This is a genomic window from Pseudomonas sp. AC136 (genome assembly GCF_979258585.1).
Genome location: NZ_OZ409865.1, coordinates 4,095,850 through 4,120,158 on the forward strand (window position 1 = coordinate 4,095,850; position 24,309 = coordinate 4,120,158).

At 58.2% G+C, this 24,309-nt stretch carries 24 protein-coding genes; 9 read left to right on the forward strand and 15 right to left on the reverse strand.

The annotated features are described in order from the left end of the window. Nucleotides 1–53 precede the first annotated feature (53 nt). The 11 genes from fis to ACZZZU_RS18370 form a co-directional block, all read right to left on the reverse strand. Nucleotides 54–374 carry a DNA-binding transcriptional regulator Fis gene (gene fis / locus ACZZZU_RS18320; protein WP_108098422.1) on the reverse strand — a complete coding sequence of 107 codons (321 nt, stop codon included), beginning with the start codon at nt 372–374 and terminating at the stop codon, nt 54–56. Then, nucleotides 371–1,369, reverse strand: coding sequence for a tRNA dihydrouridine synthase DusB (gene dusB, locus ACZZZU_RS18325; RefSeq protein ID WP_463551410.1), 999 nt, complete (start codon nt 1,367–1,369; stop codon nt 371–373). The genes fis and dusB overlap by 4 nt, the downstream gene beginning before the upstream one ends. A gap of 167 nt (nt 1,370–1,536) precedes the next feature. After that, entirely contained in the window at nt 1,537–2,898 is a 1,362-nt protein-coding gene (locus tag ACZZZU_RS18330) for a DUF3426 domain-containing protein (protein WP_463551411.1), read from the reverse strand. Between the two features lie 68 nt (nt 2,899–2,966). Continuing rightward, nucleotides 2,967–3,845: a 50S ribosomal protein L11 methyltransferase gene (gene prmA / locus ACZZZU_RS18335; protein ID WP_463551412.1), complete on the reverse strand. Its 879-nt coding sequence runs from the start codon at nt 3,843–3,845 to the stop codon at nt 2,967–2,969. Nucleotides 3,846–3,898: 53 nt separating this feature from the next. Further along, entirely contained in the window at nt 3,899–4,750 is an 852-nt protein-coding gene (locus ACZZZU_RS18340; protein WP_463551413.1) for an EI24 domain-containing protein, read from the reverse strand. A 73-nt stretch (nt 4,751–4,823) separates the two neighbouring features. After that, a complete protein-coding gene (gene accC, locus ACZZZU_RS18345; RefSeq protein WP_463551414.1) occupies nt 4,824–6,167 on the reverse strand; it encodes an acetyl-CoA carboxylase biotin carboxylase subunit in 1,344 nt (447 codons plus the stop codon). Between the two features lie 17 nt (nt 6,168–6,184). Then, entirely contained in the window at nt 6,185–6,643 is a 459-nt protein-coding gene (gene accB / locus ACZZZU_RS18350) for an acetyl-CoA carboxylase biotin carboxyl carrier protein (protein WP_122493014.1), read from the reverse strand. Nucleotides 6,644–6,667: 24 nt separating this feature from the next. Further along, entirely contained in the window at nt 6,668–7,111 is a 444-nt protein-coding gene (gene aroQ, locus ACZZZU_RS18355; RefSeq protein ID WP_122454105.1) for a type II 3-dehydroquinate dehydratase, read from the reverse strand. A gap of 128 nt (nt 7,112–7,239) precedes the next feature. Next, on the reverse strand, nt 7,240–9,030 hold the full coding sequence (locus tag ACZZZU_RS18360; RefSeq protein WP_463551415.1) for a protein-disulfide reductase DsbD: 1,791 nt from the start codon (nt 9,028–9,030) through the stop codon (nt 7,240–7,242). A 321-nt stretch (nt 9,031–9,351) separates the two neighbouring features. Further along, nucleotides 9,352–11,316, reverse strand: coding sequence for a methyl-accepting chemotaxis protein (locus tag ACZZZU_RS18365; RefSeq protein ID WP_463551416.1), 1,965 nt, complete (start codon nt 11,314–11,316; stop codon nt 9,352–9,354). Between the two features lie 129 nt (nt 11,317–11,445). After that, nucleotides 11,446–13,053, reverse strand: coding sequence for a response regulator (locus tag ACZZZU_RS18370; RefSeq protein WP_122493011.1), 1,608 nt, complete (start codon nt 13,051–13,053; stop codon nt 11,446–11,448). A 347-nt stretch (nt 13,054–13,400) separates the two neighbouring features. Between ACZZZU_RS18370 and ACZZZU_RS18375 the strand changes: the two genes are divergently transcribed. The 5 genes from ACZZZU_RS18375 to ACZZZU_RS18395 all read left to right on the forward strand — a co-directional run bounded on the left by ACZZZU_RS18375 (nt 13,401) and on the right by ACZZZU_RS18395 (nt 18,618). Further along, the gene (locus ACZZZU_RS18375; RefSeq protein WP_122493010.1) at nt 13,401–14,474 is read left to right on the forward strand and encodes a DUF2333 family protein; all 1,074 of its coding nucleotides are present in this window, start codon (nt 13,401–13,403) and stop codon (nt 14,472–14,474) included. Next, nucleotides 14,474–15,034, forward strand: a complete 561-nt coding sequence (locus ACZZZU_RS18380) for an NUDIX hydrolase (RefSeq protein WP_463551417.1) — start codon at nt 14,474–14,476, stop codon at nt 15,032–15,034. The genes ACZZZU_RS18375 and ACZZZU_RS18380 overlap by 1 nt, the downstream gene beginning before the upstream one ends. A 189-nt stretch (nt 15,035–15,223) precedes the next feature. Next, complete coding sequence (locus ACZZZU_RS18385) at nt 15,224–15,595, forward strand: translation initiation factor Sui1 (protein WP_122493008.1); 372 nt, start codon at nt 15,224–15,226, stop codon at nt 15,593–15,595. Between the two features lie 140 nt (nt 15,596–15,735). Then, on the forward strand, nt 15,736–17,649 hold the full coding sequence (gene speA, locus ACZZZU_RS18390) for an arginine decarboxylase (RefSeq protein WP_463381718.1): 1,914 nt from the start codon (nt 15,736–15,738) through the stop codon (nt 17,647–17,649). A 99-nt stretch (nt 17,650–17,748) separates the two neighbouring features. Further along, nucleotides 17,749–18,618, forward strand: coding sequence for an alpha/beta hydrolase (locus ACZZZU_RS18395; protein ID WP_122493006.1), 870 nt, complete (start codon nt 17,749–17,751; stop codon nt 18,616–18,618). A 141-nt stretch (nt 18,619–18,759) separates the two neighbouring features. Here ACZZZU_RS18395 and ACZZZU_RS18400 read toward each other — a convergent pair whose 3' ends face one another. Together ACZZZU_RS18400 and ACZZZU_RS18405 are read right to left on the reverse strand one after the other, a co-directional pair. After that, nucleotides 18,760–18,969 (reverse strand): hypothetical protein, encoded by a 210-nt coding sequence (locus tag ACZZZU_RS18400; protein ID WP_122493005.1) that lies wholly within the window; start codon nt 18,967–18,969, stop codon nt 18,760–18,762. Nucleotides 18,970–19,194: 225 nt separating this feature from the next. Next, nucleotides 19,195–19,503 carry a YdcA family protein gene (locus ACZZZU_RS18405; protein WP_463552153.1) on the reverse strand — a complete coding sequence of 103 codons (309 nt, stop codon included), beginning with the start codon at nt 19,501–19,503 and terminating at the stop codon, nt 19,195–19,197. Between the two features lie 220 nt (nt 19,504–19,723). Between ACZZZU_RS18405 and ACZZZU_RS18410 the strand changes: the two genes are divergently transcribed. Both ACZZZU_RS18410 and ACZZZU_RS18415 read left to right on the forward strand, forming a co-directional pair. After that, nucleotides 19,724–20,002 carry a type II toxin-antitoxin system RelE/ParE family toxin gene (locus ACZZZU_RS18410; RefSeq protein WP_122493004.1) on the forward strand — a complete coding sequence of 93 codons (279 nt, stop codon included), beginning with the start codon at nt 19,724–19,726 and terminating at the stop codon, nt 20,000–20,002. An 11-nt stretch (nt 20,003–20,013) separates the two neighbouring features. Continuing rightward, complete coding sequence (locus ACZZZU_RS18415) at nt 20,014–20,319, forward strand: HigA family addiction module antitoxin (RefSeq protein WP_463551418.1); 306 nt, start codon at nt 20,014–20,016, stop codon at nt 20,317–20,319. A gap of 309 nt (nt 20,320–20,628) precedes the next feature. Here ACZZZU_RS18415 and ACZZZU_RS18420 read toward each other — a convergent pair whose 3' ends face one another. Next, complete coding sequence (locus ACZZZU_RS18420) at nt 20,629–21,567, reverse strand: DUF4435 domain-containing protein (protein WP_463551419.1); 939 nt, start codon at nt 21,565–21,567, stop codon at nt 20,629–20,631. 2 nt (nt 21,568–21,569) lie between these two features. Beyond that, nucleotides 21,570–23,009 carry an AAA family ATPase gene (locus ACZZZU_RS18425; protein WP_463551420.1) on the reverse strand — a complete coding sequence of 480 codons (1,440 nt, stop codon included), beginning with the start codon at nt 23,007–23,009 and terminating at the stop codon, nt 21,570–21,572. Between the two features lie 527 nt (nt 23,010–23,536). Here ACZZZU_RS18425 and ACZZZU_RS18430 point away from each other — a divergent pair. Both ACZZZU_RS18430 and pflM read left to right on the forward strand, forming a co-directional pair. Continuing rightward, nucleotides 23,537–23,809 carry a DNA-binding protein gene (locus ACZZZU_RS18430; protein ID WP_463551421.1) on the forward strand — a complete coding sequence of 91 codons (273 nt, stop codon included), beginning with the start codon at nt 23,537–23,539 and terminating at the stop codon, nt 23,807–23,809. Beyond that, a complete protein-coding gene (gene pflM / locus ACZZZU_RS18435; RefSeq protein ID WP_463551422.1) occupies nt 23,809–24,159 on the forward strand; it encodes a lysogeny maintenance protein PflM in 351 nt (116 codons plus the stop codon). The genes ACZZZU_RS18430 and pflM overlap by 1 nt, the downstream gene beginning before the upstream one ends. Nucleotides 24,160–24,309 lie beyond the last annotated feature (150 nt).

Consider the following 24,309-nt stretch of genomic DNA (forward strand, 5'->3'; position numbering starts at 1 on the left):
AATCAGCAAAAAAGGGCGGCTTGCGGGCCGCCCTTCTTCGTATGAATACATGCTTACAACAGGTCGTATTGCTTGAGCTTTTTGCGCAAGGTTCCGCGGTTCAGGCCGAGCAATTCGGAAGCCTTGGTCTGGTTGCCCTTGACGTAATTCATCACGGTTTCCAGCAGCGGTGCTTCGACTTCGGAAAGCACCAAGTTGTAGACATCACACACATCTTGCCCATCGAGGTGGGCGAAGTAGTTGTGCAGCGCCTTTTCCACATTGCCGCGCAAGGTCTGGCCTTCGTCGCTGGGTGTGTTGAGGTGCTGTTTCAAATTGACGTTATCGGTCACGGGTGCAATTCCACTCACTAAAGTCTCAGTCATCATCGTCATGCGGCCACCTCTTCTCCATCGTTGTGACGTTCGGCGAAGAACTGCCGAACGCTGGCGCATTGCACGTCCGTGTTTTCCAGACGATTGAATTGGGCGCGAAACTCCCTGGCGCCCGGCAGGGTGGCGAGGTACCAGCCAACGTGCTTGCGCGCGATTCGCGGGCCCATCACGTCACCGTAGAAACTGTGCAATTCGGCCAGATGCTCTAGCAGAATGCGTTCCACCTCATACAGCGTTGGCGCCGGCAGGTGAGTGCCGGTGCGCAGGTAATGCTCGATCTCGCGAAAGATCCATGGCCGGCCCTGAGCAGCGCGGCCAATCAACAAACCGTCGGCTCCGGTGCTATCGAGCACCTCACGGGCCTTTTGCGGCGAGGTGATATCGCCATTGGCGAACACCGGAATCGAGACCGCTTGTTTGATTGCGGCGATGGTCTCGTACTCAGCGTCGCCGGTGTACAGATCGGCGCGGGTACGACCGTGAACGGCGAGCGCGGTAATGCCGGATGCTTCGGCAATGCGCGCAACGGTGATGCCGTTTTTGTTGTCGCGGTCCCAACCGGTGCGAATTTTCAGGGTTACCGGTACGTCTACCGCGGCCACCACTGCCTGCAAAATCGCACTCACCAACGCTTCGTCTTTTAGCAGCGCAGAGCCCGCTGCCTTGTTGCAGACCTTCTTGGCCGGGCAACCCATATTGATGTCGATAATTTGCGCGCCCAGCTCCACGTTCGCCCGTGCGGCATCGGCCAGCATCTGCGGGTCGCCACCGGCGATCTGCACCGAGCGCGGCTCGGGATCGTCGGCATGGATCAGGCGCAAACTGGATTTGCGCGTGTTCCACAAACTCATGTCGCTGGTGACCATCTCCGATACCACCATGCCAGCTCCGAGGCGCCGGCACAGCTGGCGAAACGGGCGATCAGTGACGCCCGCCATCGGGGCGAGGATCAACTGATTAGGCAATGTGTATGGGCCGATGCGTACCGCCGACATGGGGCTTCCCTGCTGAGAAAGGCGGATCTGAGACTGCGAAAAAGGGTGGGCATGATACCCGCTCTCGATGACTGGATAAAGGCTGTTTTGGATAAATTATGAACAGTTTTGGCCGGTCAAAAAGTCGCCCAACGAATGCCAAAATGGCAAAAATGTCGTGTGGAAAACTACTCGGGTGAGTGAAAACTCAAGCTGTAATTCACGGCTTTATTGCCTGGATCGAGGATATCCAGAGAGATGTGAATCGGCGTTTGCGGTGGCATTTCGGCCTGGCCCGCCAACTCGCCCGCGAGGTATTCACTGGGTTTGAAGCGACGACTGGCAAGCAGTTGACCGTTGAGGTCGGCGAAGCGAATTTCCAGCAGCGGGAATGGCTGAGCGAAGGTGGCGCGGTTGTAGATAATCGCGTCCACCACCAGCGCGCCATTGAAGTCCGGGTGGCTGCGCACCACCAGGTTGCTGCTTTTGATCAGGCTGATTTCCACCTTGGACGGCAGCTCGCAACCAATGTTGGGGCACATGGCTTCGAACCATGGGCGGTACTGGTCTTGACGGGCCAGTTCGTTGAAGTGGTAGGCCACATACTGCGTTGCCAGGGCGGCGGCGCCGATCAGGTTGAGCAAGCCCCAGCCGATCCAGCGGCCCCAAGGTTTGCGCTGTTCCTGCCAGTCCAGTTGCAGCGGGTCGTCGGCCAGGTGGAACAGGCTGTCGTCGCGCAAAGCGGGCTCGGCGCGGGACGGTTTGTTCAGGTTCTTAACGGCAGAAAAATCCCGCTCAGGCTCGTGCTCGCGGTCTTCGTCTTCATCGACGGCACGGTCCAGCTCACGGTCAGCGCTAAGGCGGAAAGCGGGGTCGAGGTCGTCGTCTTCATCATCGATATGACCATTGCCGAGCGCCGGTTCGTCTTCGATTGGCTCTGGTGCTACAACCGGAGCAGCGGGCGCTACCGGCTTGGCACGGAAAACCGGAGGTGGCGGAGCGAGGCTCGGCGCTGGCGGTTCGATGCCGTCTTGGCTCGGGCGCGGAGCCGTTTCCTTGCGCAGCAAGGCCTCGGCCCAGCCTTCATCGTGCTGGTCGTCGATGCGATCCGGCGCTTTGAGGAAATCGTCTTTCGCTTTATTGGCGGCGGCGGGAGCCAGGGACAAAAACTCTTGGGACAGCTGAAATTCCTGTTGCTCCAGCTTGGCCAGCTCTTCGTCGAGGCTGTCCAGGTCGAGGTCGTCGTGAATCCACAACGTTTCGCTGGTGGCTTTGCCTGCGGTGGGAATCGTTGTCGCCGCTGGAGCGGGCGGAGCGGGTGCCGGAGCGGGTGCAGCTACGGCGGCGGCCACTGGCTTGACCGGCGTGGCGACAGCGGGCGCAGGCGCTTTAGGCTGAAGCGGGTTGTCGTCGAGAATCTGCTGCGCGGCATTGAATACATGCAAACACGCCCCGCAACGCACAGCGCCATGCGCGGCACCCAGCTGCGTGCTGCTAACGCGAAAGCTGGTGCGGCAATGTGGGCATTGGGTGACGAAGCTGGCGGTCATGCAGTATTCCGAGGGTGCGCAAAACAAAACGGGGGCTAGTTTAACTCAAGGTTCGCAGCAGGCGAGCCTCAGCGGCGGCGGCCACTGATGCGCACCCAGCCGTCTTTCTCGGCCGTGGGGTCGAGCTCGAACGCATCGGCGTAGGCGGCGCGAACCTCTTCGGCTTGTTCGGCCAGAATGCCCGACAAGGCCAGACGGCCACCTGGCTGCACGAGGGCGGTAATCTGCCCCGCGAGTTGGACCAGTGGACCGGCCAGAATGTTCGCCACGACCACTTCGGCCGGGATGCGCGGCAAATCTTCCGGCAAGTAGAGCGGGAACAGCGCCGGGTCAATGCCATTGCGCCCGGCGTTATCGCGCGAGGCCTCAAGGGCTTGCGGGTCGATATCGGTGCCTACCGCGTGTTTGGCGCCCAGCAGCAGGGCGGCGATGGCGAGAATGCCCGAGCCGCAGCCGAAATCCAGCACCTCAACGCCTCGCATGTCCTGGCCATCCAGCCATTCCAGGCACAGCGCGGTGGTCGGGTGAGTGCCGGTGCCAAAGGCCAGGCCCGGATCGAGCAGCAAGTTGACGGCGTCCGGTTCCGGCGCCGCGTGCCAGCTCGGCACAATCCACAGGCGCTGACCGAAGCGCATGGGCTGGAAGTTGTCCATCCAGCTGCGTTCCCAGTCCTGGTCTTCAATGCGCTCGACCTGATGGTCCGGCAGCGTGCCGCCGGTGAGTAGGGTCAGGTGCGCGAGCAGGTTGGCTTCATCGACATCCGCCTCGAACAACGCCAGCAAGTGCGTGCGCGACCACAGCGGGGTGGTGCCCAGGTCCGGTTCGTAAATCGGCTGGTCTTCGGCGTCCATAAAGGTCACCGAAACAGCGCCTACCGAGAGCAGCGCGTCTTCGTAGGTTTCTGCCTGTTCCGGGCTTATGGCGAGACGGACTTGTAACCACGGCATAACAACAACCTCGAAGCGATACGTAAGAAGACTGGACTGTAGACGACGGGCGTTTAACAGGGCGGCAAGCTTACTTGAGGTGCCGACGCCGCACCAGCCGGGCTTTGCGTGCGATTTAGCCCACGGTAGCCCAGGTGGCAGGCGCCCCCCGCGAGCAGTGCCGGCAACAACAGATTGAGCACCGGCACCAGCGCGATCAGAAAAATCAGCAAGCCGTACGCCAGAATTGCGCCGCGTCGATCGGCGAGCGCGCCCAACTGTTCGTTCGACGTCGCCAGACTGGAAAATGCCGCCGGAATCAGAAAACGCACGTTCAAGTACGCCAGCAGCCCCACCAGCAACACGCCATTGAGCAGGGGAATCAGCAGACAAACCAGCGTGCCCAGCGTAATGCCAAGCCACGGCCCAAGCACGTATCGCACGCCGTGCAGCAGGTTGCTGTCGCGCTCGGCGCGCTGCTGCAACTGCGGATAATGACGAATACAGCGCTCGCGCACCTTGCCCATCAGCACCCAGCGCAGCGCCAGGCGAATGGTCGCGACGATGGCGACGGTATACAGCAGCACAAACAGGATCAGCGCCAGCGCCGCGACATACATCACCAGCATCGCCAGCGGTCCGGCCATGCCGCCCATGCTGCCACCGCCGCCGCCACTCAAACTCGGCAAAAAGCCCAGCACAACGCCGCCGTAAATGATGAACAACGACAGGGCGCCACAGCCGATGCCGATCTGCTCGTAGTACTCGAAAAACACCCACGTCCACAGCCCGAACGCCAGGGCGCACAGGCCCGCGGAGCGCAACAGAATGCCAGGGCGAAGGCTGTCGCGAATGGCGAGACCCAGGCACTTGAACGCTTCGGCAAAGGCGGCGAGGGTGTTGTCAGCGGCGGCTTTGAGGCCCATGAATCATGTCCTTATGAAACGAGAAAAGGCCGCGGGAAGCGGCCTTTCTCTAGAGATGCATCTGGAAAGCGACTTAATGGATGCCGAGTTTCTTTTCCAGGTAGTGAATGTTGACACCACCTTTACAGAAACCCTTGTCCCTCACCAGATCACGGTGCAACGGGATGTTGGTCTTGATGCCGTCGACCACAATCTCGTCCAGCGCATTGCGCATGCGCGCCATGGCTTCGTCGCGGGTCGCCCCGTAGGTGATCAGCTTGCCGATCAACGAGTCATAGTTCGGCGGAACGCTGTAGCCGCTGTACAGGTGCGAATCCACGCGCACGCCATTGCCGCCAGGGGCATGGAAGTGCTTGACCTTGCCGGGGCTCGGCATAAAGGTCGACGGGTCTTCGGCGTTGATGCGGCATTCCAGGGCGTGCCCACGGATGACCACATCTTCCTGCTTGATCGTCAACTTGTTGCCAGCGGCGATGCTGAGCATCTCCTTGACGATGTCGATGCCGGTGACCATTTCCGATACCGGATGCTCCACCTGAACGCGGGTGTTCATCTCGATAAAGTAGAAGCGGCCATTTTCGTACAGGAACTCGAAGGTGCCGGCGCCACGGTAGCCAATGTCGATACAGGCTTTAACGCAACGGGCGAACACTTCCTGGCGAGCGGTTTCGTCGATGCCCGGAGCCGGCGCTTCTTCCAATACCTTCTGGTGACGGCGCTGCAGCGAGCAGTCGCGGTCACCCAGGTGAATGGCGTTGCCCTGACCGTCGGACAGCACCTGCACTTCCACGTGACGTGGGTTGGTGAGGAACTTCTCCAGATAGACCATCGGGTTGCCGAACGCTGCACCGGCTTCGGTGCGGGTCAGCTTGGCCGATTTGATCAGGTCGTCTTCGTCGTGCACCACGCGCATACCACGACCACCGCCGCCGCCAGCGGCTTTGATGATCACCGGGTAGCCAACTTCACGGCCAATGCGCAGCGCGGTTTCTTCGTCTTCCGGCAGCGGGCCATCGGAACCCGGAACAGTCGGCACACCGGCTTCGATCATGGCGTGCTTGGCCGAAACCTTGTCGCCCATCAGGCGAATGGTGTCGGCTTTCGGGCCGATAAAGGCAAAACCGGATTTCTCGACCTGCTCGGCAAAGTCGGCGTTTTCCGCGAGGAAACCGTAGCCGGGGTGAATGGCGGTAGCGCCGGTCACTTCGGCGGCGGCGATGATCGCCGGAATATGCAGGTAGGATTTGTTAGCGGGGCCAGGACCGATGCACACCGTCTCGTCTGCCAGGCCCAAGTGCATCAGTTCGCGGTCGGCGGTGGAGTACACCGCGACAGTCTTGATGCCCAGTTCCTTGCAAGCGCGCAGGATGCGCAAGGCAATTTCGCCGCGGTTGGCGATCAGCACTTTTTCCAACATCGCAGGCTCTCCGCGGTTCAAACGATGGTGAACAGCGGTTGGTCGTACTCAACCGGCTGGCCGTTTTCCACCAAGATGGATTCGATGACGCCGCTGGTTTCAGCTTCGATGTGGTTCATCATTTTCATGGCTTCGACGATGCACAGAATGTCGCCTTTCTTCACCGTCTGGCCCACTTCAACGAAGGCTGGCGAGGTTGGCGCCGGGGTGCGGTAGAAGGTGCCGACCATTGGCGAGCGAACCACGTTGCCATTGAGCTTGGCGGCAACCGGTGCGGCGTCTGCCACTGCAGCGGCGGGGGCAACGGGTGCGGCAGCAGGAGCGGGGGCGGCGAACATTTGTGGGGCGGGGGCGTATTGCGGCTGTTTGCCATGACGGCTGATGCGTACGGACTCTTCGCCCTCACGAATCTCCAGCTCATCGATGCCGGATTCTTCCAGCAGCTCGATCAATTTCTTAACTTTACGAATATCCATAAAAAGCAACTCCCAAGGAAAAGGTCAGGGGCGTTCAAGTTGTTCCAGGGCAGCCTCCAGGGCCAGCCGGTAACCGCTGGCGCCAAGGCCGCAGATCACACCTACAGCAACATCCGAAAAGTAGGAGTGATGGCGGAAAGGTTCGCGCTTGTGCACGTTTGACAGGTGTACTTCGATGAATGGGATGCTCACCGCTAGCAGCGCGTCACGTAATGCGACACTTGTGTGTGTAAAAGCCGCGGGATTGATAAGAATGAAGTCCACCGCCTCGTTGCGAGCGGCGTGAATACGCTCGATCAGCTCGTACTCGGCATTGCTCTGCAAATACATCAGGTGGTGACCGGCGTCGCGGGCGCGGCGCTCAAGGTCGAGGTTGATCTGTTCCAGCGTGGTGGCGCCATAGACGCCTGGTTCGCGCGTGCCCAACAAATTCAGGTTGGGGCCATGCAGCACCAGCAAGGTGGCCATGTGGAGGTTTCCTTATTGTTTTGCCATTCAACGCTGCGCCGGACTATGCCGCAGGCAGATTGCGCATGTCCAGTTCTACGCAGTACCAAGCACGATAGCAGCAGATTGCTGCAAATATGTGCAGCTCGTCAGCGCGTGGCGGCGCTGCGCAGGCGTTCGGCGAATTGCGCCGCATCAATCTCGCCTACGACACGGATATCCGCCCATTCGTCACCGTTAGGTGCGAAAAACAAAATGGCGGGCGGGCCGAACAGCTTGTAGCGGTCCAGCAGGGTGCGTTGTTCTTCGGTGCTGTCGGTGATGTCGAAACGCACCAGGCGGTAGCGGCCGAGCTGGCTGGTAACTTCCGGCGCGTGCAGCACTTCGCGCTCGATCACTTTGCAGCTGATGCACCAATCGGCATACCAATCGAGCAGCAAGGGTTGATTTGCCGCTTTGGCCGCAGCGAGTGCAGCGTCCAGCTCGGCGGGCGTTTTCACTGTCTGCCAAGTTGTGGCAACGGGTGCAGCGCCGGTAGTGGCGACGGTTTGCGAGGCTCTGCCCAGCGGGCGCAGCGGATCGCTTTCGCCCTGCAGCGCACCGACCCACGCGCTCACGCCATACACCAACAACACTAGGCCGAGCAGTTGCGCCAGCCGAGCGCGCGGCGCTTTGTAGGTGAACTCCAGCGCGCCAAGAAACAGCGCCACGCCCACCGCCAGCAGCCCCCACAACGCCAGCGCCAGGCTTGGAGGCAGCACGCGTTCGAGCATCCACACCGACACCGCGAGCAGCAACACGCCAAAGGCGTTACGCACTGTCACCATCCAATTGCCGCCTTTGGGCAGCAAGGTGCCGCCGCCAACCGCAAACAGCACCAGCGGCGCGCCCATGCCCAGGCCCAAGGCGAACAATCTTGCTGCGCCTCCGACGGCGTCACCACTTGCGCTGATGTAAAGCAACCCGCCGGCCAACGGCGCAGACACGCATGGTGAAACCAGTAAGCTTGAGACCACGCCAAGTAATGCCGCGCCTCGCATCGAACCACCTTGAGCGCTGCTGGCCATGCGATCAAGCGGCTCGCTGATGAAACGAGGTAGGCGGAGTTCGAATGCGCCGAACATGGCCAGGGCAAAGACACCAAAGAACAGCGCGAACGGAACTAAGACCCAGGCAGATTGCAGACGGGCTTGCAAGTTCAGTCCTGCGCCAAACAGACCCATGAGGGCGCCGAGCAAAGCAAAACAAGCTGCCATCGGAAGCACATACGCGAGCGACAGGGTCAGACCGCGAACGCCTCCGATCTGTCCACGCAATACAACGCCAGAAAGAATCGGGAGCATTGGCAGCACGCAGGGCGTGAAGGTCAGAGTCAGTCCTGCAAGGAAGAAACCTAGGATTTCATGCCAGTCCCAAGTGTTCACTGGATTCGGCGACGCGCCGGCGCTAGCGGCAGGTTGAACATGCGCCACGACCGCCTTGCCATCGATTTCAAGCCGTTCGGTTTCCGGCGCGTAGCAAAGGCCTTTATCCGCGCAGCCTTGGTAGGTCACAAACAGCGTATAGGGCAGGTTGTAACTGTTCTTCAGCGGCAGATCGATATCGACGATGGCGTGGTACACCTCCACGTCGCCGAAATACTGATCGTGCTTTTTCTCACCGGGCGGCAATTGTGCCGGACCATTGCCAACGTCCGCCGGCTCGATGCGGAATTTGAATTGGTGGCGATACAGGTAATAGCCGTCGGTGGCGACGAAGCGCAGGGTGACCTTGTCCGCCGTGTTCTGCACCACGCTCAGCTTGAACGCCTCGCGCACCGGCAGGAAATCAGCGCTGTTATTCAGCGGCGCGCCAAGGGTGGCGCTGGGGCGGCTGTCCAGAAGACTGGCGCTGACCGGCAGGGCGAGCAACAGCAAAAACAGGCTGAGCAGGCGGCGCATGGAAATCTCACTGCAAAGAAAGTGCGCGCAATCATAGCGGAAAGCGTTGGCGCGTGGCCTTGGGCGAATCGACACGGGGAAACGACTGGGTTGGTCGACTGCGCCGCCATCCGTGCTAGCCGGCGTTAAGTTCGCAAGCATAGTCAAATCCGAAACTCTGGATCCCCGCCTGCGCGAGGATGACGGTGGTCTGGTCAAAACACTCCGTCATCCCCGCGAAGGCGGGTATCCAGAATGGCGGGGCGATAGGTGAAAAATAAGGCCGCCCTTAATCGCGTAGTGTCGGTTCGACGGTCCAGAATTGCGGGCGCAACGCCAACGCTAAACCCGAAACCGCTGCACCGCCGTATGCAACTGCCCACCCAACGCCTGCAACTGTTCCCCCTGATTACGCCCATGCCCAATGCGCTCAAGGTTACTGCCGCCCAACTGATGAATCCGCTCGCTATGCCCACGAATCTCACTCACCGCGCCGCTCTGTTGCGCGGTGGCGTCGGCGATGCGTTCGGCCATGGTGGCGATGGTGCGGATGGCGGTGACGATTTCATCCAGCGCGCCATCCGCCGCCTCTGCCTGGCTGGCCGTGGCTTCGGCATGGCCAACCTGGGCGCGCATGGCTTCCAGCGAGTGCCCGGCTGCCTGCTGCAAGCGGCCGATCAGTTGCTGAATTTCCCCCGTGGCGCCGGCCGTGCGTTGGGCCAGTGAGCGCACCTCTTCGGCCACCACGGCAAATCCACGGCCACTTTCGCCAGCCCGCGCGGCTTCGATGGCGGCGTTTAAGGCCAGCAAGTTGGTTTGGTCGGCAATCGAGCGAATCACGGTGAGTACGCTGCCAATGGTGGCGGTTTCTTCAGCGAGCCGTTCAATTGCCTGGGCATTGCCTTGCACCTCGCTGACCAGCATGTGCATGCCGGTCAGGCTCTGGCCGATTACGGTTTGCCCTTGCTCCAGCGCTCGGCCCGCTTCGCGACTGGCGTCTGCGGCCTGGCTGGCGTCGCCGGCGACTTGTTGAATGGTCGACTCCAAATCGCCCAGCGCATCGCGAATCTGCTCGGTATCACCGGCCTGGCGTTCGGCACCGCTGTGCAAGCCATTGCTCAGCTCGGCCAGCGCACGGCTGCTGCCGGCCACTTGCTCGGCGTGCTGGCGAATGGTGCCCACCAAATCGACCAAGTAGGCGCGAAGGCGATTGAGCGACTCTTCAATGTCGCGCAGCTCTCGGGTTTTCGAGTCCAGCACAATGGCATCGGCAAAGTTGCCTTGCGCCCAGGCCGACAGCGACGGCGCCAGGCGGCTCAATACCGTGCTGAGGCGCCGCTGGATACGGTCGATGACCAGCGCAATCAGCAGAATCAAGCCGATCATGGCGCCCTGCAACGCGCGCACTTGCAACTGGATGCGGCCGTATTCCGCGCGCACCGCAGGCGCCACGGCGTCCAGCGCTTGCTGGGTGGCGGCCAGCGTGTCGCGAGTTTTGCTCATCAGCGCGCCACGGTTTTTGATCAGTTCACGGGTGCGCGCCAATTCCGCTGGGTAGCGTTTGATCAGGCTAGCCAGGTCGCGCTTGAGGGCAATGCCACGGTCCTCGGCTTGAGTGGCGCTGGTGTCCGAGGCAATGCCCATCATCGCCGCGAAGTCGTCGGCACCGGAATTGCTGGCATCGGCTACGCCCAGCAGCGGCAGTGCTTGCAGGGCATCGGCTTGCTGACTGAGCACCGTCACTTCGCGCTCCACGTCGCCGGCCAATTCGTCGCGGCCGCTGCTTGCCAGCTTGCCGCGCGCATGGCTCAGGCGCGTGAGGTGCACGGCAGCGTTGAACAGCGGCGCGCGGTAGGCAGCGCTAGCGTCCGCCGGTGCGCTGTCGGCATAGGCGCTGAGTTGTTCCAATGCGCCGGAAATTTCCCGCTCGGCTTGCAGCAACAGCCCTTGCGGGTCGCCGGCCAGTTTGCCCGCCGCCAGCAGTTCGGTGCCGGTGAAGCGCTGCAAATCACTGAGGCTGGGGCGCAGATTGGCAGCCAATTCTTCGGGCAGCGCGTCGGTGGCTTGTTGCAGGGCGTCGATGGCCTGGCTGGCACTGCTGTGGCGCAGGGCATCGCCGCTGCCGAGGTAGTCCTGAATATTGGTCGCCACCTCAGACTGGAAGCGCTGCGACAGGCTCAGGTACTGCTCCATTAACTGATAGGGCTTTTCCAGCGCCCGCTGCGACCACCACAGCGTGGCGCCCAACGCCAGGCAAACGGCGACAAGCAGGGCGGTGTTGAGGTTGGTTAGTTGCTTCAGGCGCATAGGGAGGACTCGACCGATAACCCATGGCGTCAAAACGCCATGACTGGCTGTAAAGTCCTGAATTTATTGCTCTTTCATTGCAAGCTGATGACAGCGTGACGGGCGTCACGCTTTTTCCTGAGCCGGTTGTCAGCTTTTGAAAATGTCGACCCGATTGCGGCCGCCGTGCTTGGCCACGTAGAGCGCCTGGTCGGCACGCTTGGACAGCTCGTTGCTGTCCACATCATCGATCAGTTGAGCGATGCCGCAACTGAAGGTGCAGGACAAATCCTGCGGCGAGGCCGGGTAGTGAATTTCGGCGAAGCGCTGACGAATGCCGTCGAGCACTTTCGCAGCGGTAGCGGCGTCGGTATTGGGCAGCACCACGGCGAATTCTTCGCCGCCATAACGGCCGATATGATCGGTTTTGCGCAGACGCTGTTTGAGGAACAGGGCCAGGCTTTTGATCACGCGGTCGCCCATGGGGTGGCCGTATACGTCGTTCACTTTTTTGAAGTGATCGATGTCGAGCATGGCAAACGTCACCGGCTGGTTGTCGCGGCGCGCGCGGATGCGGGTGTCGTCGAGCAACTGCAAAATGTGCGTGTGGTTGTACAGGCCGGTGAGGCTGTCGCGGACCATGCGTGATTTCAGATTCCGCGCCCGCTCGGCGCGATTGCGCACGGTTGCGATCAGGTGGCGCGGTTTGATCGGTTTGGTGAGGAAGTCGTCCCCGCCCTCGCTCATGGCATCGAGCTGCTTGTCCAGATCGTCTTCGGCCGACAGGTAAATAATCGGCACGCTGACGTAACGGTCGTTGTGGCGAATCACCTGGGCCAGCTCGGTGCCGTTGCACTCGGGCATGTACATGTCGAGGATGATCAGGTCCGGCTGGAACTCGGCCAGCACGCTCATGGTTTTGATCGGATCGGTCAACGTGTGGGTGATGATGCCGGCGCTGTTGAGCACGCGTTCGGTGTGCGTGGCCTGGGCGCGGGAGTCGTCGATGACCAGCACGCGGAAGGGCTCGTACTGGCTCACATGGGTGAGCACTTCAATACGCTCCAGCAAGGTGGAGGCATCCAGGCTGCCGGTGAAGAATTCTTGCCCGCCGGCACGCACGGCGGCGAGGCGGGTAGGGGTGTCGGTTTCTTCTTCGCTATAAAAAAGCAGCGGCAGTTTTTGTTCGAGGTCTTGCTGAATTTCGTTCGCCAACTCCAAGCCCTGGCCGGGGCCGGCGAAGTCGACTTCCATAAGAATGGCGGCCGGATGGCGTTCGCGCATGGCCGCGCGAAAGGCGCTGACACTGCCGAACGACTGCGCGCTCAAGCCAAAGAATTCCAACTGCTGGGCCAAGCGCTCGGCGCGCTCGCGATCCTGCAAACCGACATAAACGGGTTTGCGCAGCGGCGGTAGGAAAGTTTGTTCGTATTGATCGCCATGGCGCAGCCCGGTGCGCGACAGGCGCTGCATCAATTGATTGAGTTCGGTGATCAGCGCGCTATTCAGGCGGCCTTTGTTGGCGCCGCTGGCTTCCAGGCACTGGCCGATGCTGCGGGCCAATTGCGCGTGGTCTTCCTGGCCGAAACGCTCGGCATAGCGCAGCAAACGCAGGTTGGCTTCGGCCAGTTCCGTGTCATTCCATTCGCGCTCTTGCAGCCGCTGCCACACTTCGAGCACTTGCCGCGCCTGGTGAATTACGCGCTGGGCAAAGTGATGCTTGAGGCGGTCACTGCTGAGATCTTCTTGCTCGGACATGGCCGGACGTCTTCTGTGATACGGCGGTGCCGCATGGGCGGCTCGAATGGTGGCGCTATGCTACCAGTGGCACTCTTACAGGCTAGTACCGTCGATCATTTGACGCCAGTCGTACATCGATTCTTTGACGGGCGGCAGAAACGTCTGATAGGTGACAAACCTGTTACACAACCGGCGCTAAGTTTGCGTCGGCGCCCTGCGCATCCGCAAGCGCTTCCCTTATAGTGCCCGGCGGGCCGTAGAAGAACAGTGCCCCGCCGCGCACTCCGAGAAAGAGGCGCCAATCAGGCGGCACCCTCCGTAGAGGCTGTGGTCGAACTGCTGACTTCGATTGAAAGGACAAAGCCATGTTGAATTGGAAGAACCGCGCAAGCACCGTGCGCGACGGCGTCGGGAACTCGGTAGACGGCGCCCGCAGTTATTTTGGCGGCCTGTGGGTCAGCCGCGCCCTCGGCACTTTGCTGGCGCTGTATTTGATAGTGGCGGGCCTGATCGGCTGGTGGTGGAGCCAAGAGCCCGGCTTGTTCCAGGTTCAGCAAAACGCCCAACAGGCGGCGCAACAAGCCAATCGCCAACTGGTTAGCGGTTACACCACGGTAGAAACTCTGAAGAAAGTCGTGTCGACTCTGCTCGACAAACCAGGCGGCTACCTCTCCAACGACCTCGCCCCGCCAGGCCTCTGGCTCGACAACATGCCGAGCTTCGAATACGGCGCGCTGGTGCAGGTTCGCGACCTTTCCCGCGCACTGCGTAAAGACTTCGCTCGCTCGCAAACCCAGTCCACCGAAGACCCGGATCTGGCCAAGGCCGAGCCGCGTTTCAACTTCGACAATAAAAGCTGGGCGCTGCCGGCCTCCGAAGCCGAATACCGCGAAGGCGTCAAATCTCTCGACCGTTACCTCGCCCGTCTGGCCGATCCGAACCAGCCGAGCGCGCAGTTCTACACCCGCGCCGACAACCTCAATAACTGGCTGGGCGACACCGCCACGCGCCTGGGCTCGTTGTCGCAACGCTTGTCTGCCAGCGTCGGTCAGGTTCGCCTGAACAGCGGCACCAAGGAGCCGGTGCAAACCGTGACGGCGGGCGACGTGCCGGCTGTGCGTGAAGAAGTCTACGAAACGCCGTGGATGCAGATCGACAACGTGTTCTATGAAGCGCGCGGCCAGGCCTGGGCGCTGTCGCACATCTTGCGGGCCATTGAAGTGGACTTCGCCGACGTGCTGGCGAAAAAGAACGCCACCGTTAGCGTGCGTCAGATCATTCGTGAGCTGGAAGCGTGCCAGGAACCGCTGTGGAGCCCGATGGTGCTCAACGGCAGCGGCTACGGCATTCTCGCCAACCACTCGCTGGTGATGGCCAACTACATCTCCCGCGCCAACGCCGCCATCATCGACCTGCGTCAACTGCTGAGTCAGGGTTGATGGTCCAAGCACCTGCCAACGAGGTGGCCCACCGGGCCGCCTCCGACGCCGAGCACATCGCTTGGGTGGACGAAGCCGACAACGAACTCGGCAGCCTGCCGCGTGCCGAGCTTCGCGAGCGCGGCCTGATCGGTCGCGGCACGTTCATTCTGTTGTTCAACTCGGCCGGCGAGCTGTGCATTCACCGTCGCACCCTGAGCAAAGCGGTGTATCCCGGTTACTGGGACGTGGCCGCTGGCGGCATGGTGCAGCGAGGCGAAAGCTACGCCGAGTCGGCCGCCCGCGAGTTGGAAGAAGAGCTGGGTGTCGGCGGTGTAACGCTGCGTGAGCACGGGCGATTTTTCTTCGAGCAGCCGGGCAATCGTCTCTGGGGCGCGGTGTTTTCTGCCGTGTCGGATGCGCCGTTGCGCCTGCAACCTGAAGAGGTGCTCGAAGCTCGTTTCATCACCATCGAAGCCGTCTTGGTCGCCGCTGAAAACCAGCCGTTTTGTCCCGATTCCCTGGAAGCCTTCAAGCGTTATTTACGCAGCGGTGCAGCAGGTCGCGAATTCAGCGTTTAATGGCGCAAATTGGCTATTAGCAACAGCGAAAATTATCGGTACACTGCGCCGCCTTTCAAGCCTGAGCCTCCCGGCCCAGGTGCGCTGCCCCTGCCAGAGTGGGGCTTCGCGGCTGACACCTCGTCAGCTAGTCGCTTTCAGGTCCACCTACTAACGCTGCGCTGGACCTTCCTGACCGAGGACAACCCGGTGGTCAAGAAAGCTTCGTCGTTTTCCGCCCTCGGCGGTTTGGTGTTTTCCACCGATGCAGGCCGGCATTGCCCCGACTGCAGCAAACCGGTGGACGCCTGCATCTGCAAACAGACCGCCATTCCCGACGGGGATGGCATCGCCCGCGTGCGCCGCGAAACCAAAGGTCGCGGCGGCAAAACGGTAACCACGATCACGGGCGTGCCCCTGGCCGAAGAGCCGCTTAAAGAATTGGCCAGCCAACTTAAACGGCGCTGCGGTTGTGGCGGCTCGGCGAAAGACGGCGTTATCGAAATCCAGGGCGACCACGTGCAACTGCTGCTTGATGAGCTGATCAAGCAAGGCTTCAAAGCGAAGAAATCCGGCGGCTGATCCGTCGCCTCCTAAACTTTCGCTGTGCCTTGTTCGTCATCGACGCGGCTGAACACCTCAGTAATCGTCATGTCCACTGCTTACCTTGCTCGAGTCGGGGCTGCCCGGCGTTTTTGAATTCTTCCAAAAAGGGAACCTGAATGTCCGTACGACGCACACGTAAAGATGACGGCAGCCAATGGACCGTTGCGGACAGCCGCAGCGTTTACGGCATTCGCCATTGGGGCGCCGGCTATTTCGCCATCAACGAAGCGGGCCGCGTCGAAGTGCGCCCCAGCGGCCCCAACAGCGCGCCGATCGACCTGTTCGAGCAAGTTGAAGAATTGCGTCAGAGCGGCTTGTCGCTGCCCCTGCTGGTGCGTTTCCCCGACATTCTGCAAGACCGCGTGCGCCAGCTGACCGGCGCCTTCGACGCCAACATCGCGCGCCTCGAATACAAGAGCCAATACACCGCGCTGTACCCGATCAAGGTCAACCAGCAGGAAGCGGTGGTGGAAAACATCATCGCCACGCAGAACGTGTCCATCGGCCTGGAAGCCGGCTCCAAGCCGGAGCTGCTGGCCGTGCTGGCGCTGGCCCCGAAGGGCGGCACCATCGTGTGCAACGGCTACAAAGACCGTGAATTCATCCGCCTGGCGCTAATGGGCCAGAAGCTCGGCCACAACGTCTTCATCGTCATCGAAAAAGAATCTGAAGTTCAGCTGGTGATCGAAGAAGCGGCCGAGCTTAAAGTCGCGCCGCAGGTAGGTTTGCGCGTTCGGCTGTCGTCGCTGGCCTCAAGCAAATGGGCGGATACCGGCGGCGAGAAATCCAAGTTCGGCCTGTCGGCGGCGCAACTGTTGTCCGTGGTCGAGCGCTTCCGTGCCGCCAACCTGGACCAAGGCATTCGCTTGCTGCACTTCCACATGGGCTCGCAAATCGCCAACCTGGCCGACTACCAGCACGGCTTCAAAGAAGCCATCCGCTACTACGGCGAACTGCGCGGCCTCGGCCTGCCGGTTGACCACATCGACGTCGGTGGCGGCCTGGGCGTGGACTACGACGGCACCCACTCGCGCAACGCCAGCTCCATCAACTACGACATGGACGACTACGCCGGTGTTGTGGTTGGCATGCTCAAGGAATTCTGCGACGCGCAGGAATTGCCGCACCCGCACATCTTCTCGGAAAGCGGCCGCTCGCTCACCGCGCACCACGCCATGCTGGTGGTGCAAGTGACCGACGTGGAAAAGCACAACGACGAAGTGCCGGCCATCGACGACAAGGAAACCTTGCCCGAAACCGTGCAATGGCTGGTTGACCTGCTGGGCCCGACGGACCTGGAAATGGTCACCGAAACCTACTGGCGCGCCACCCACTACATGAGCGACGTGGCCAGCCAGTACGCCGACGGCAAAATCAGCCTCACCCAAAAAGCCCTGGCCGAGCAGTGCTACTTCGCCGTGTGCCGTCGCCTGCACAACTCGCTCAAAGCCCGCCAGCGCTCGCACCGCCAAGTGCTCGACGAGCTCAACGACAAGCTTGCCGACAAATACATCTGCAACTTCTCGGTATTCCAGAGCCTGCCGGACACCTGGGCCATCGGGCAGGTGCTGCCGATTCTGCCGCTGCACCGTCTCGGCGAAGAACCGCTGCGCCGCGCCGTGCTGCAGGACCTGACCTGCGACTCCGACGGCAAGATCAAGCAATACGTCGACGAGCAGAGCATCGAAACCAGCCTGCCGGTGCACGAAGTTCGCGAAGGTGAAGACTACTTGCTCGGCATCTTCCTGGTCGGCGCCTACCAGGAAATTCTCGGCGACATGCACAACCTGTTCGGCGACACCGACTCGGTGAACATCTACCAGAACCCGGACGGCACCGCGTACCACGCCGGTATCGAAACCCACGACACCATCGAAGACATGCTGCGTTACGTGCACCTGTCGCCCGAGGAGCTGATGACTCACTATCGCGACAAAGTCGCCAGCGCGAAGATCAGCCCACGGGAACGCACCCAATTCCTCGACGCATTGCGTTTGGGGCTGACACGGTCTTCGTACTTGTCCTCGTAATCATTGCTTGTTTCCCCTCTCCCGCCTGCGGGAGAGGGGCTAGGGGAGAGGGCAAGGCGTTCACTCCTGCTGCAGTCCAACTCAAGAGCAACTTCCTCTATGCGCCGACTGCTCACCCCGCTTTTCCTCGCCCTCAGCACCTTCCTCAGCGCCTGCTCCCCCGTGGGCCTGCTCAACGCTATCAGCCCCACCGACAGCTACAACAAAACCAGCGCCATTGCCTACGGCAGCGACCCCCGTCAGCGCCTGGACATCTACGTGCCCACCGCCAAAAAAGCCGGCCCAACGCCGGTCGTGCTGTTCTTCTACGGCGGCAGCTGGAACAGCGGCGAGCGCAACGACTACCGCTTCGTCGGAGAAGCCCTGGCCAGCAAAGGCTACGTTGCAGTCATCGCCGACTACCGCCTGTACCCGCAGGTGCGCTACCCCGACTTCCTCAAAGACGGCGCCCACGCCTTCGCCTGGGTACACCAGCACATCGCCGTTTATGGCGGCGATCCCGAACACATGTTCGTCATGGGCCACAGCGCCGGCGGCTACAACGCCGCCATGCTCGCGCTCGACCCGCGCCTGCTGGCCGAAGTGAACCTCAGCGCCAGCGACATGCGCGGCTGGATCGGCCTGGCTGGCCCATACGATTTTCTCCCCATCGAAAACCCCGACGTGCGCCCCGTGTTCTTCCACCCCAACAGCCCGCCGGACTCGCAACCCATCAACCACGTCACCGCCAGCGCGCCGCCAGCCTTATTGATGGCCGCGGAAAAAGACGACCTCGTCAACCCGAAACGCAACACCGGCGGCCTGGCTAAGCGCCTGCGAGAAGCCGGCGTGCCGGTGAGCGAGCACTACTACGACAACGTCAGCCATATCAGCCTCGTCGCCGCCCTGTCGCGCCCCCTGCGCTACAAAGCCCCCGCCTTGGACGAAATCGCCCGCTTCATCGACAGCGACGGCGGCCGCACCCCCTGAAACAAAAAAGCCCGAGCCCAAAGCCCATCCCGCCGGACCAGGTCCTATAGGAGAGGCTTCAGGCTCGAGCTCTTAAATCTTCAATCTGGTGCCAACCCCGTTGTCCTCGCTCAACCCCTGAGCCGCCCATCAACACCTCGACTACGGCGCCCCAAACTTCAACGTACCCAACGCTAGATGCCCAAACACCGTCCAACCCAACACGCTTAAAACCGCAATCACCACCCACCCGACGACAAGCCCCAGCGCGATCTGCTTCCACAGCCCTGCATGAGGATTGCTATGGGTCGAGCTACCGGAACGGACAGGGCGGTCGCGCTCGGCGCGGATGTCGTCGAAATCGTCTCTCATGTTTTCTCCGCTCGCCTCAAGGCGCGCTTTAACGAAATTTAGTCTGGCTCGATGCCGTCTGGACTTTGATGCTCAGTTGCTGGCCTTCGTCCCAATATCAGCCACAACGCGTACTCGGGAAACGCCTGCGAAAGGATGTTCTGCACTAGGGCTGCCCGCTTCCAGCGCGCGCGATTATAGGAGTAATTGCCTGGACCAGTGCGGAGCGAAGGATTGGTCGCGTGACTACTTACGCCGATAACTCTTATTTCCCGACGGCGTCACACAAAACTCCCCACCCCGCGGCCCGACACACAACGTCCCGCCACCACACGGACAATCCCCACCGGCGTTCCCACCCACCGCCTTCAAAGGCGCAGGGCTCCCGCCATGGATCGCCGCACAGTTCTTCTTCGACCCACTGATCGAACCATCACGACAAACAAACAGCTCACCATCGCAACGGGCGATGCCGCCTTTGGCGCCGGAACAGGGTGTGTTGGCAAGGCTGGGTTGGGCGACGCTGAAGAGCAAGAAGAAGAGGGCGGACAGCACGAAACGGGAGAGCACGGCGAAATCCTTTTTGCGCGATGTGGGGAGTTGTGTCGGGCGAAGGATCTGAGTTTCGCATGGAAATGGGCCAATTTCTCAAGCAGCGCAGCAGCGTCGAGGCACGACCCGTAACCTACTTACGGGTCGGTTGGTACCACGAATTGTTGACGTCACGGTCGCCATGCCGAATACTAAATTAACGCTTAACGTTAAGGATTAAAGCGTGATTCTGAATTTTGCTTGTACGGATACTGAAGCGTTATTTGGAACAGGCCGTTCTAAGCGCTGGGGCAACATTCTGAATGTAGCGACCCGTAAGCTCGCGATGCTTAACGCTGCCGCGGGCCTCCGCGATTTAAGGTCGCCACCAGGAAATATGCTTGAGGCATTGCTGGGAAATCGCGCGGGTCAGTACAGCATTCGAATCAACGACCAGTTTCGGATCTGCTTTGTCTGGACCGATACCGGCCCGAAGAACGTTGAAATTGTGGATTACCACTGAGGAGATTTCACATGGTTGCTAACGGGATGCGCCCGATCCACCCAGGAGAGATCTTGCGAGAGGAGTTTCTTGAGCCGTTATGCATTACCCCTACGGCACTTGCCCGCGCCTTGCACGTCTCCACGCCGACGATTAATGAAATCGTTCGCGAAAGGCGAGGCGTGACCGCAGACATAGCAATTCGGTTAGGCCGTTATTTCGATACTTCACCGCAATTTTGGATGAATCTTCAAAGCGAGTACGCATTGATCATCGCGATCGCGGAGGCTGGGCAAGAGATCGAGCAGGAAATTGAGCCGCTGTTAGCTCAGGCATAAGTGCTACACCTAGCCGAAGCCAGCAAAGGTTCTCTCGGCATCTTCGGTCGGAAAATCGAATATTTTCGGAGGCTGTCTGCGAATTATCAGAAGCCAGAAACAACAAAGGCCTACCCGAAGGTAAGCCTTTGTTTTGTTTGGTGGCTACACAGGGACTTGAACCCCGGACCCCAGCATTATGAATCCTCGAGGGGGAACCTGAGCAGGCCAGAAAGGCCCATGAAACTAGGGCTTCAGCGTTGTCGTTTCCAGATTTACCCAGAGTCTTTCAGTAAAACCTGCTGATGTAGTCACCTTGTTACTTTGAGTCTAGGCTAGGGCGACTTCTGAGTTTTCTGTACTTTCACTTACGTCTCTCGGAAAGTGAGAGTTAACAAAAGTTTCTAGGCAGTCTGGTATGTCTGCGAGCAATGCAAAAGTTCTAATATCTGTTTTTGGGTTAAACTGAATTTTTACTCGCTTCGAGAAAATTCTTGGTGTTGGAGATGTTCTGTCTTCTATATGAGACTTTATATATTCTTGAAAGAAATAAAATAGAAATTTCCCCCTCCAGTCTCTTCGCGGGTCTAGACTCTCAAATTCGTCTTGTATTGTGATAATTTCTGATCGATCCAGTTCTTGCGGCCAGCCTAAGAGATCGTAAAAATCATCGCTCTTGAGCGTTATACTGCTTGCCGTAACCGAAAAATATTCTTTTGCTGACCCTATACTTGGTATTTTTATACTTGATTTTCTGCAATAGAAAATGATTTTGTTAGGTAGCTCTATTTTTTCGAAGAAATCTTGTTGGAGTATTGTGAAGTTTTCGATTATTGCCTGTACTGTTTCTTGTTCTTCCGGTTCGCACTTTAATTCGGTTGCAAGGATTTCACTCAGTATCTGGGGGGATACTAGAATATTTTCGATGGAATAATGGCTTGTGCAGTATATGTCGTCTCCTGCTTTGTGATTTTTTAGGTGATCGAAATCTTTATCAACAAAGTAGATGACGTTATTGTTGGATTGCTCCTCATTTTTTTTGAGTATTTCTCTCAGACCGAGAACTTGGTCTTTTCCCTTGGCCGCAAAATTTTTATAGATTGGTTTTCTTCTTAGCTTTCTAAGTAGCGTGTCATAAAATGGTATATCGTCGGGGCCTTCAAAAACACAAATTAATACGTCTGGATTTTTTGATCTTATCAGGTTGTAAGTTTGTAGGGCTACGTGCGGTGATTTCCTTTCGGCTCGCATCTTATCAATGCTTTCCATGCTCACTCCTTTTTGTTGCTGTAGCTTATATTTAAGGTTCCCGCGTATTGGTCTAAATCATTGTCAAATATAAAGGGGGAGTGAGTGATTGCGATAAGCTGCGCGCATGTAGGCGACTCTAATATGTCTGGGAGAAATAGCTTCTGCCATGCAATTGATAGCGATAGTTCTGGTTCGTCAATAAGTACTATATATTTTCGTTGCGGATTTAGATGTAGTTTTGCAAAGATTGATATTATCTGTTTTTCGCCGGACGACAAATTTCCCAGTTTAATTTCTTTGTCTATAAACATGTTGTTTACGAATACATTTAAGGCGAGCTTGTCAAATGTAAATTCTTTTTCTACGTTTGAGTTGCTTTCAGCAGCGGATGCTTTCCAGTAATTGTTGATTACAGTTATAAAGCCTTCGATTGACTGCTCGTCTGTCTGGGTTTGCTTGTAAATAGAAAGTAGTTGGGATAAATGGTTGCGCAGAGAGTTATATTCTTCGTTGTTGATTTCCCCGCTCTGAATCAAATTTTCAATTTTTCTTTCTGCATCACTTTCAGATTTTCCAAGCCTCGCTAGCACAAGCTTAAGCTCTGACTTGAGCTCTTGATCATCATGCCTAATTGAGGCTGGCTCTTTAGTTTCAGGCGACAAAAGAGCTTCAAGAGATTGTGCGCTGATTTCAGAATATGCAGAAAAAGTGTCGTTCTTAATTTTTTCTTTAATTCTATCTAGCTCATCCTCTACGTCTTGCATTCCAAACCAAATAAGGGGACCTGAATTGTCTACTTCTGGATCGGAGGATAGTCTAGTTATTCTGTTTCGGCTTCTAGTGTTTCTCAGGTTTTTATATTCTGAGAATTCTGCCTCGATTCGACGGAACGTTGGGAGATATAGAACGCTTATTCCATTTGTTATGGTTTTTATTTTTAAAAAAAAGTCGGAATAGGATGAAGAAGTTTGATAATCATTAAAGGCTCTTTCGCAGAGCTCCATAGTATCTTCATGGTCATATGGGGAGTTGTTAAAAACTTTTTTGTACGCTTCACTCCGAGAGGCGGAGCCTCGGCTTCCATCTGCAAGGTTAGCGAACAGCTCGTATAGTTCTAGTTCTGTGATGTCATAGGAGCGAAGTTCATCACTAGCGTCACTGTTAATGCTTTTTAAGAGCCCCGCAGGGAATAGTTCTTTTTTGCTTGCGGAGATCTCGTCATGATCACGGAATTTAATTTTTACTTCGGAAAAATCAAGGGTGAAAAGTCCTTTTAGTTTTCCGGTAAGTAATCCGTGTAAAGCATTTAGTAAAGTTGTTTTTCCTGTGCCATTTTCAGCGGCAATTACTTTTACACAGTTTTTTGAGGTTAATTTTAAATTTTTATATCCGTTTAGGTTGGTTATTTCAAATCTTTCTATGATGGGGCTGGTATTTTCTATTTCATCTATTTTTGGCATTTGGTTCTCCCTGGCATATTAAGTTGACTATTTCTTAGTGCGTTTTCAGCTTTATCTTCTTAATACTCTACTTCCCGCCACTTCATCTGCTTTTATGTTCCTTCCTTGGGTCTTCGGGCATACCAGCGCCTAGCTGCTTCTTGAGTGATCGCTATCCCGCGTTTTGACCTTTCAAGTTTCGGTTAGCTTCTTCGTATTCTGGACTCGTCTGTCCACATTCTGGTGCTACCTGCCCGCTCACTAGCCAAAGTGCATAGTGAGGGAACAGCTTTACCACCGCTTCCATCTCTGCATCTGATAGCCGTGCTTTACCGCTGCGGATGTTTCCCCAGCGATACCGGTCGATCCCCGTTTCTCTCTCAAACCAGACGCTAGTCCGCTTGGAGTCGAAAAGGCTTATAAGCCGTTCTCTTATCATGCCAAAAAGTTCTACTTAGTATATTGTACTTAGTAACAGGATAGGCATAATGGCTATCAGGTTAGTAAATATTACTTAGTTAATAAATCGACGCTTATAGGGTACATCCATGGAACAGTCTGGGGTAGTGGGCTTCAACGCAGAGGGAAATGCACAGCGCGTCACTGACTTCCGTGATTCGCCTTTTTGTTCCCAGCTCGTTTTCGCCGAAATGATCGGCTTAGAGGAAATCAGCCAAGACGTGGTGCGCGGTTGGGTAGAGTCCAACGCTATCCCTACAGTCAAAATTGGCCGCCGTCGCGTCATCAACCTGCACCGCATCCGCCGCGATATCGACCGTGGCAAAACTATCTTCTGCGCCGGGGACTATTCCGATGACTAGTGCGGCCAGCCTTGAAAACGCTCAACGCCTATCTGCATCTGCTGCACTCCGTGGGCTGTGGCTGCTCTGTCTGCTGGTCAAAGGCCGCGATGGTGAGCGTCGTTTCCTCCCCATCCACACGATGCGAGCTATGCCGCCCCGCGTCAGCACGCCCGATACGCCCCTTAAAGATGGGCCGGGTAGCTGGCGTCTGGAAAGTCTTGCTGTCGGAGTGGGAAGTAACGCCGGCCTTTATCTGCGAGAAACATTCGCCACCGCTCCGGCCCCCGAAGTACTGGAACGTTGTGTACGACACCGGCAAGCCAACGCCCTACGTGCCTCGGTACGACCTGTTCGAACTGGAGAGTTGAGCTGATGGCAATCAACCAATGGGCTCTTCTCGGAGCGGTTCTGAATTTCCCACTGCTGACCTATCTGCTGATTCGGTGGCGGTTCCTTAAGCGCTTTCGGTATGTACCAATCGAAAGCACCGGACAAACCAAATCGTCGCCCGTGTCCGG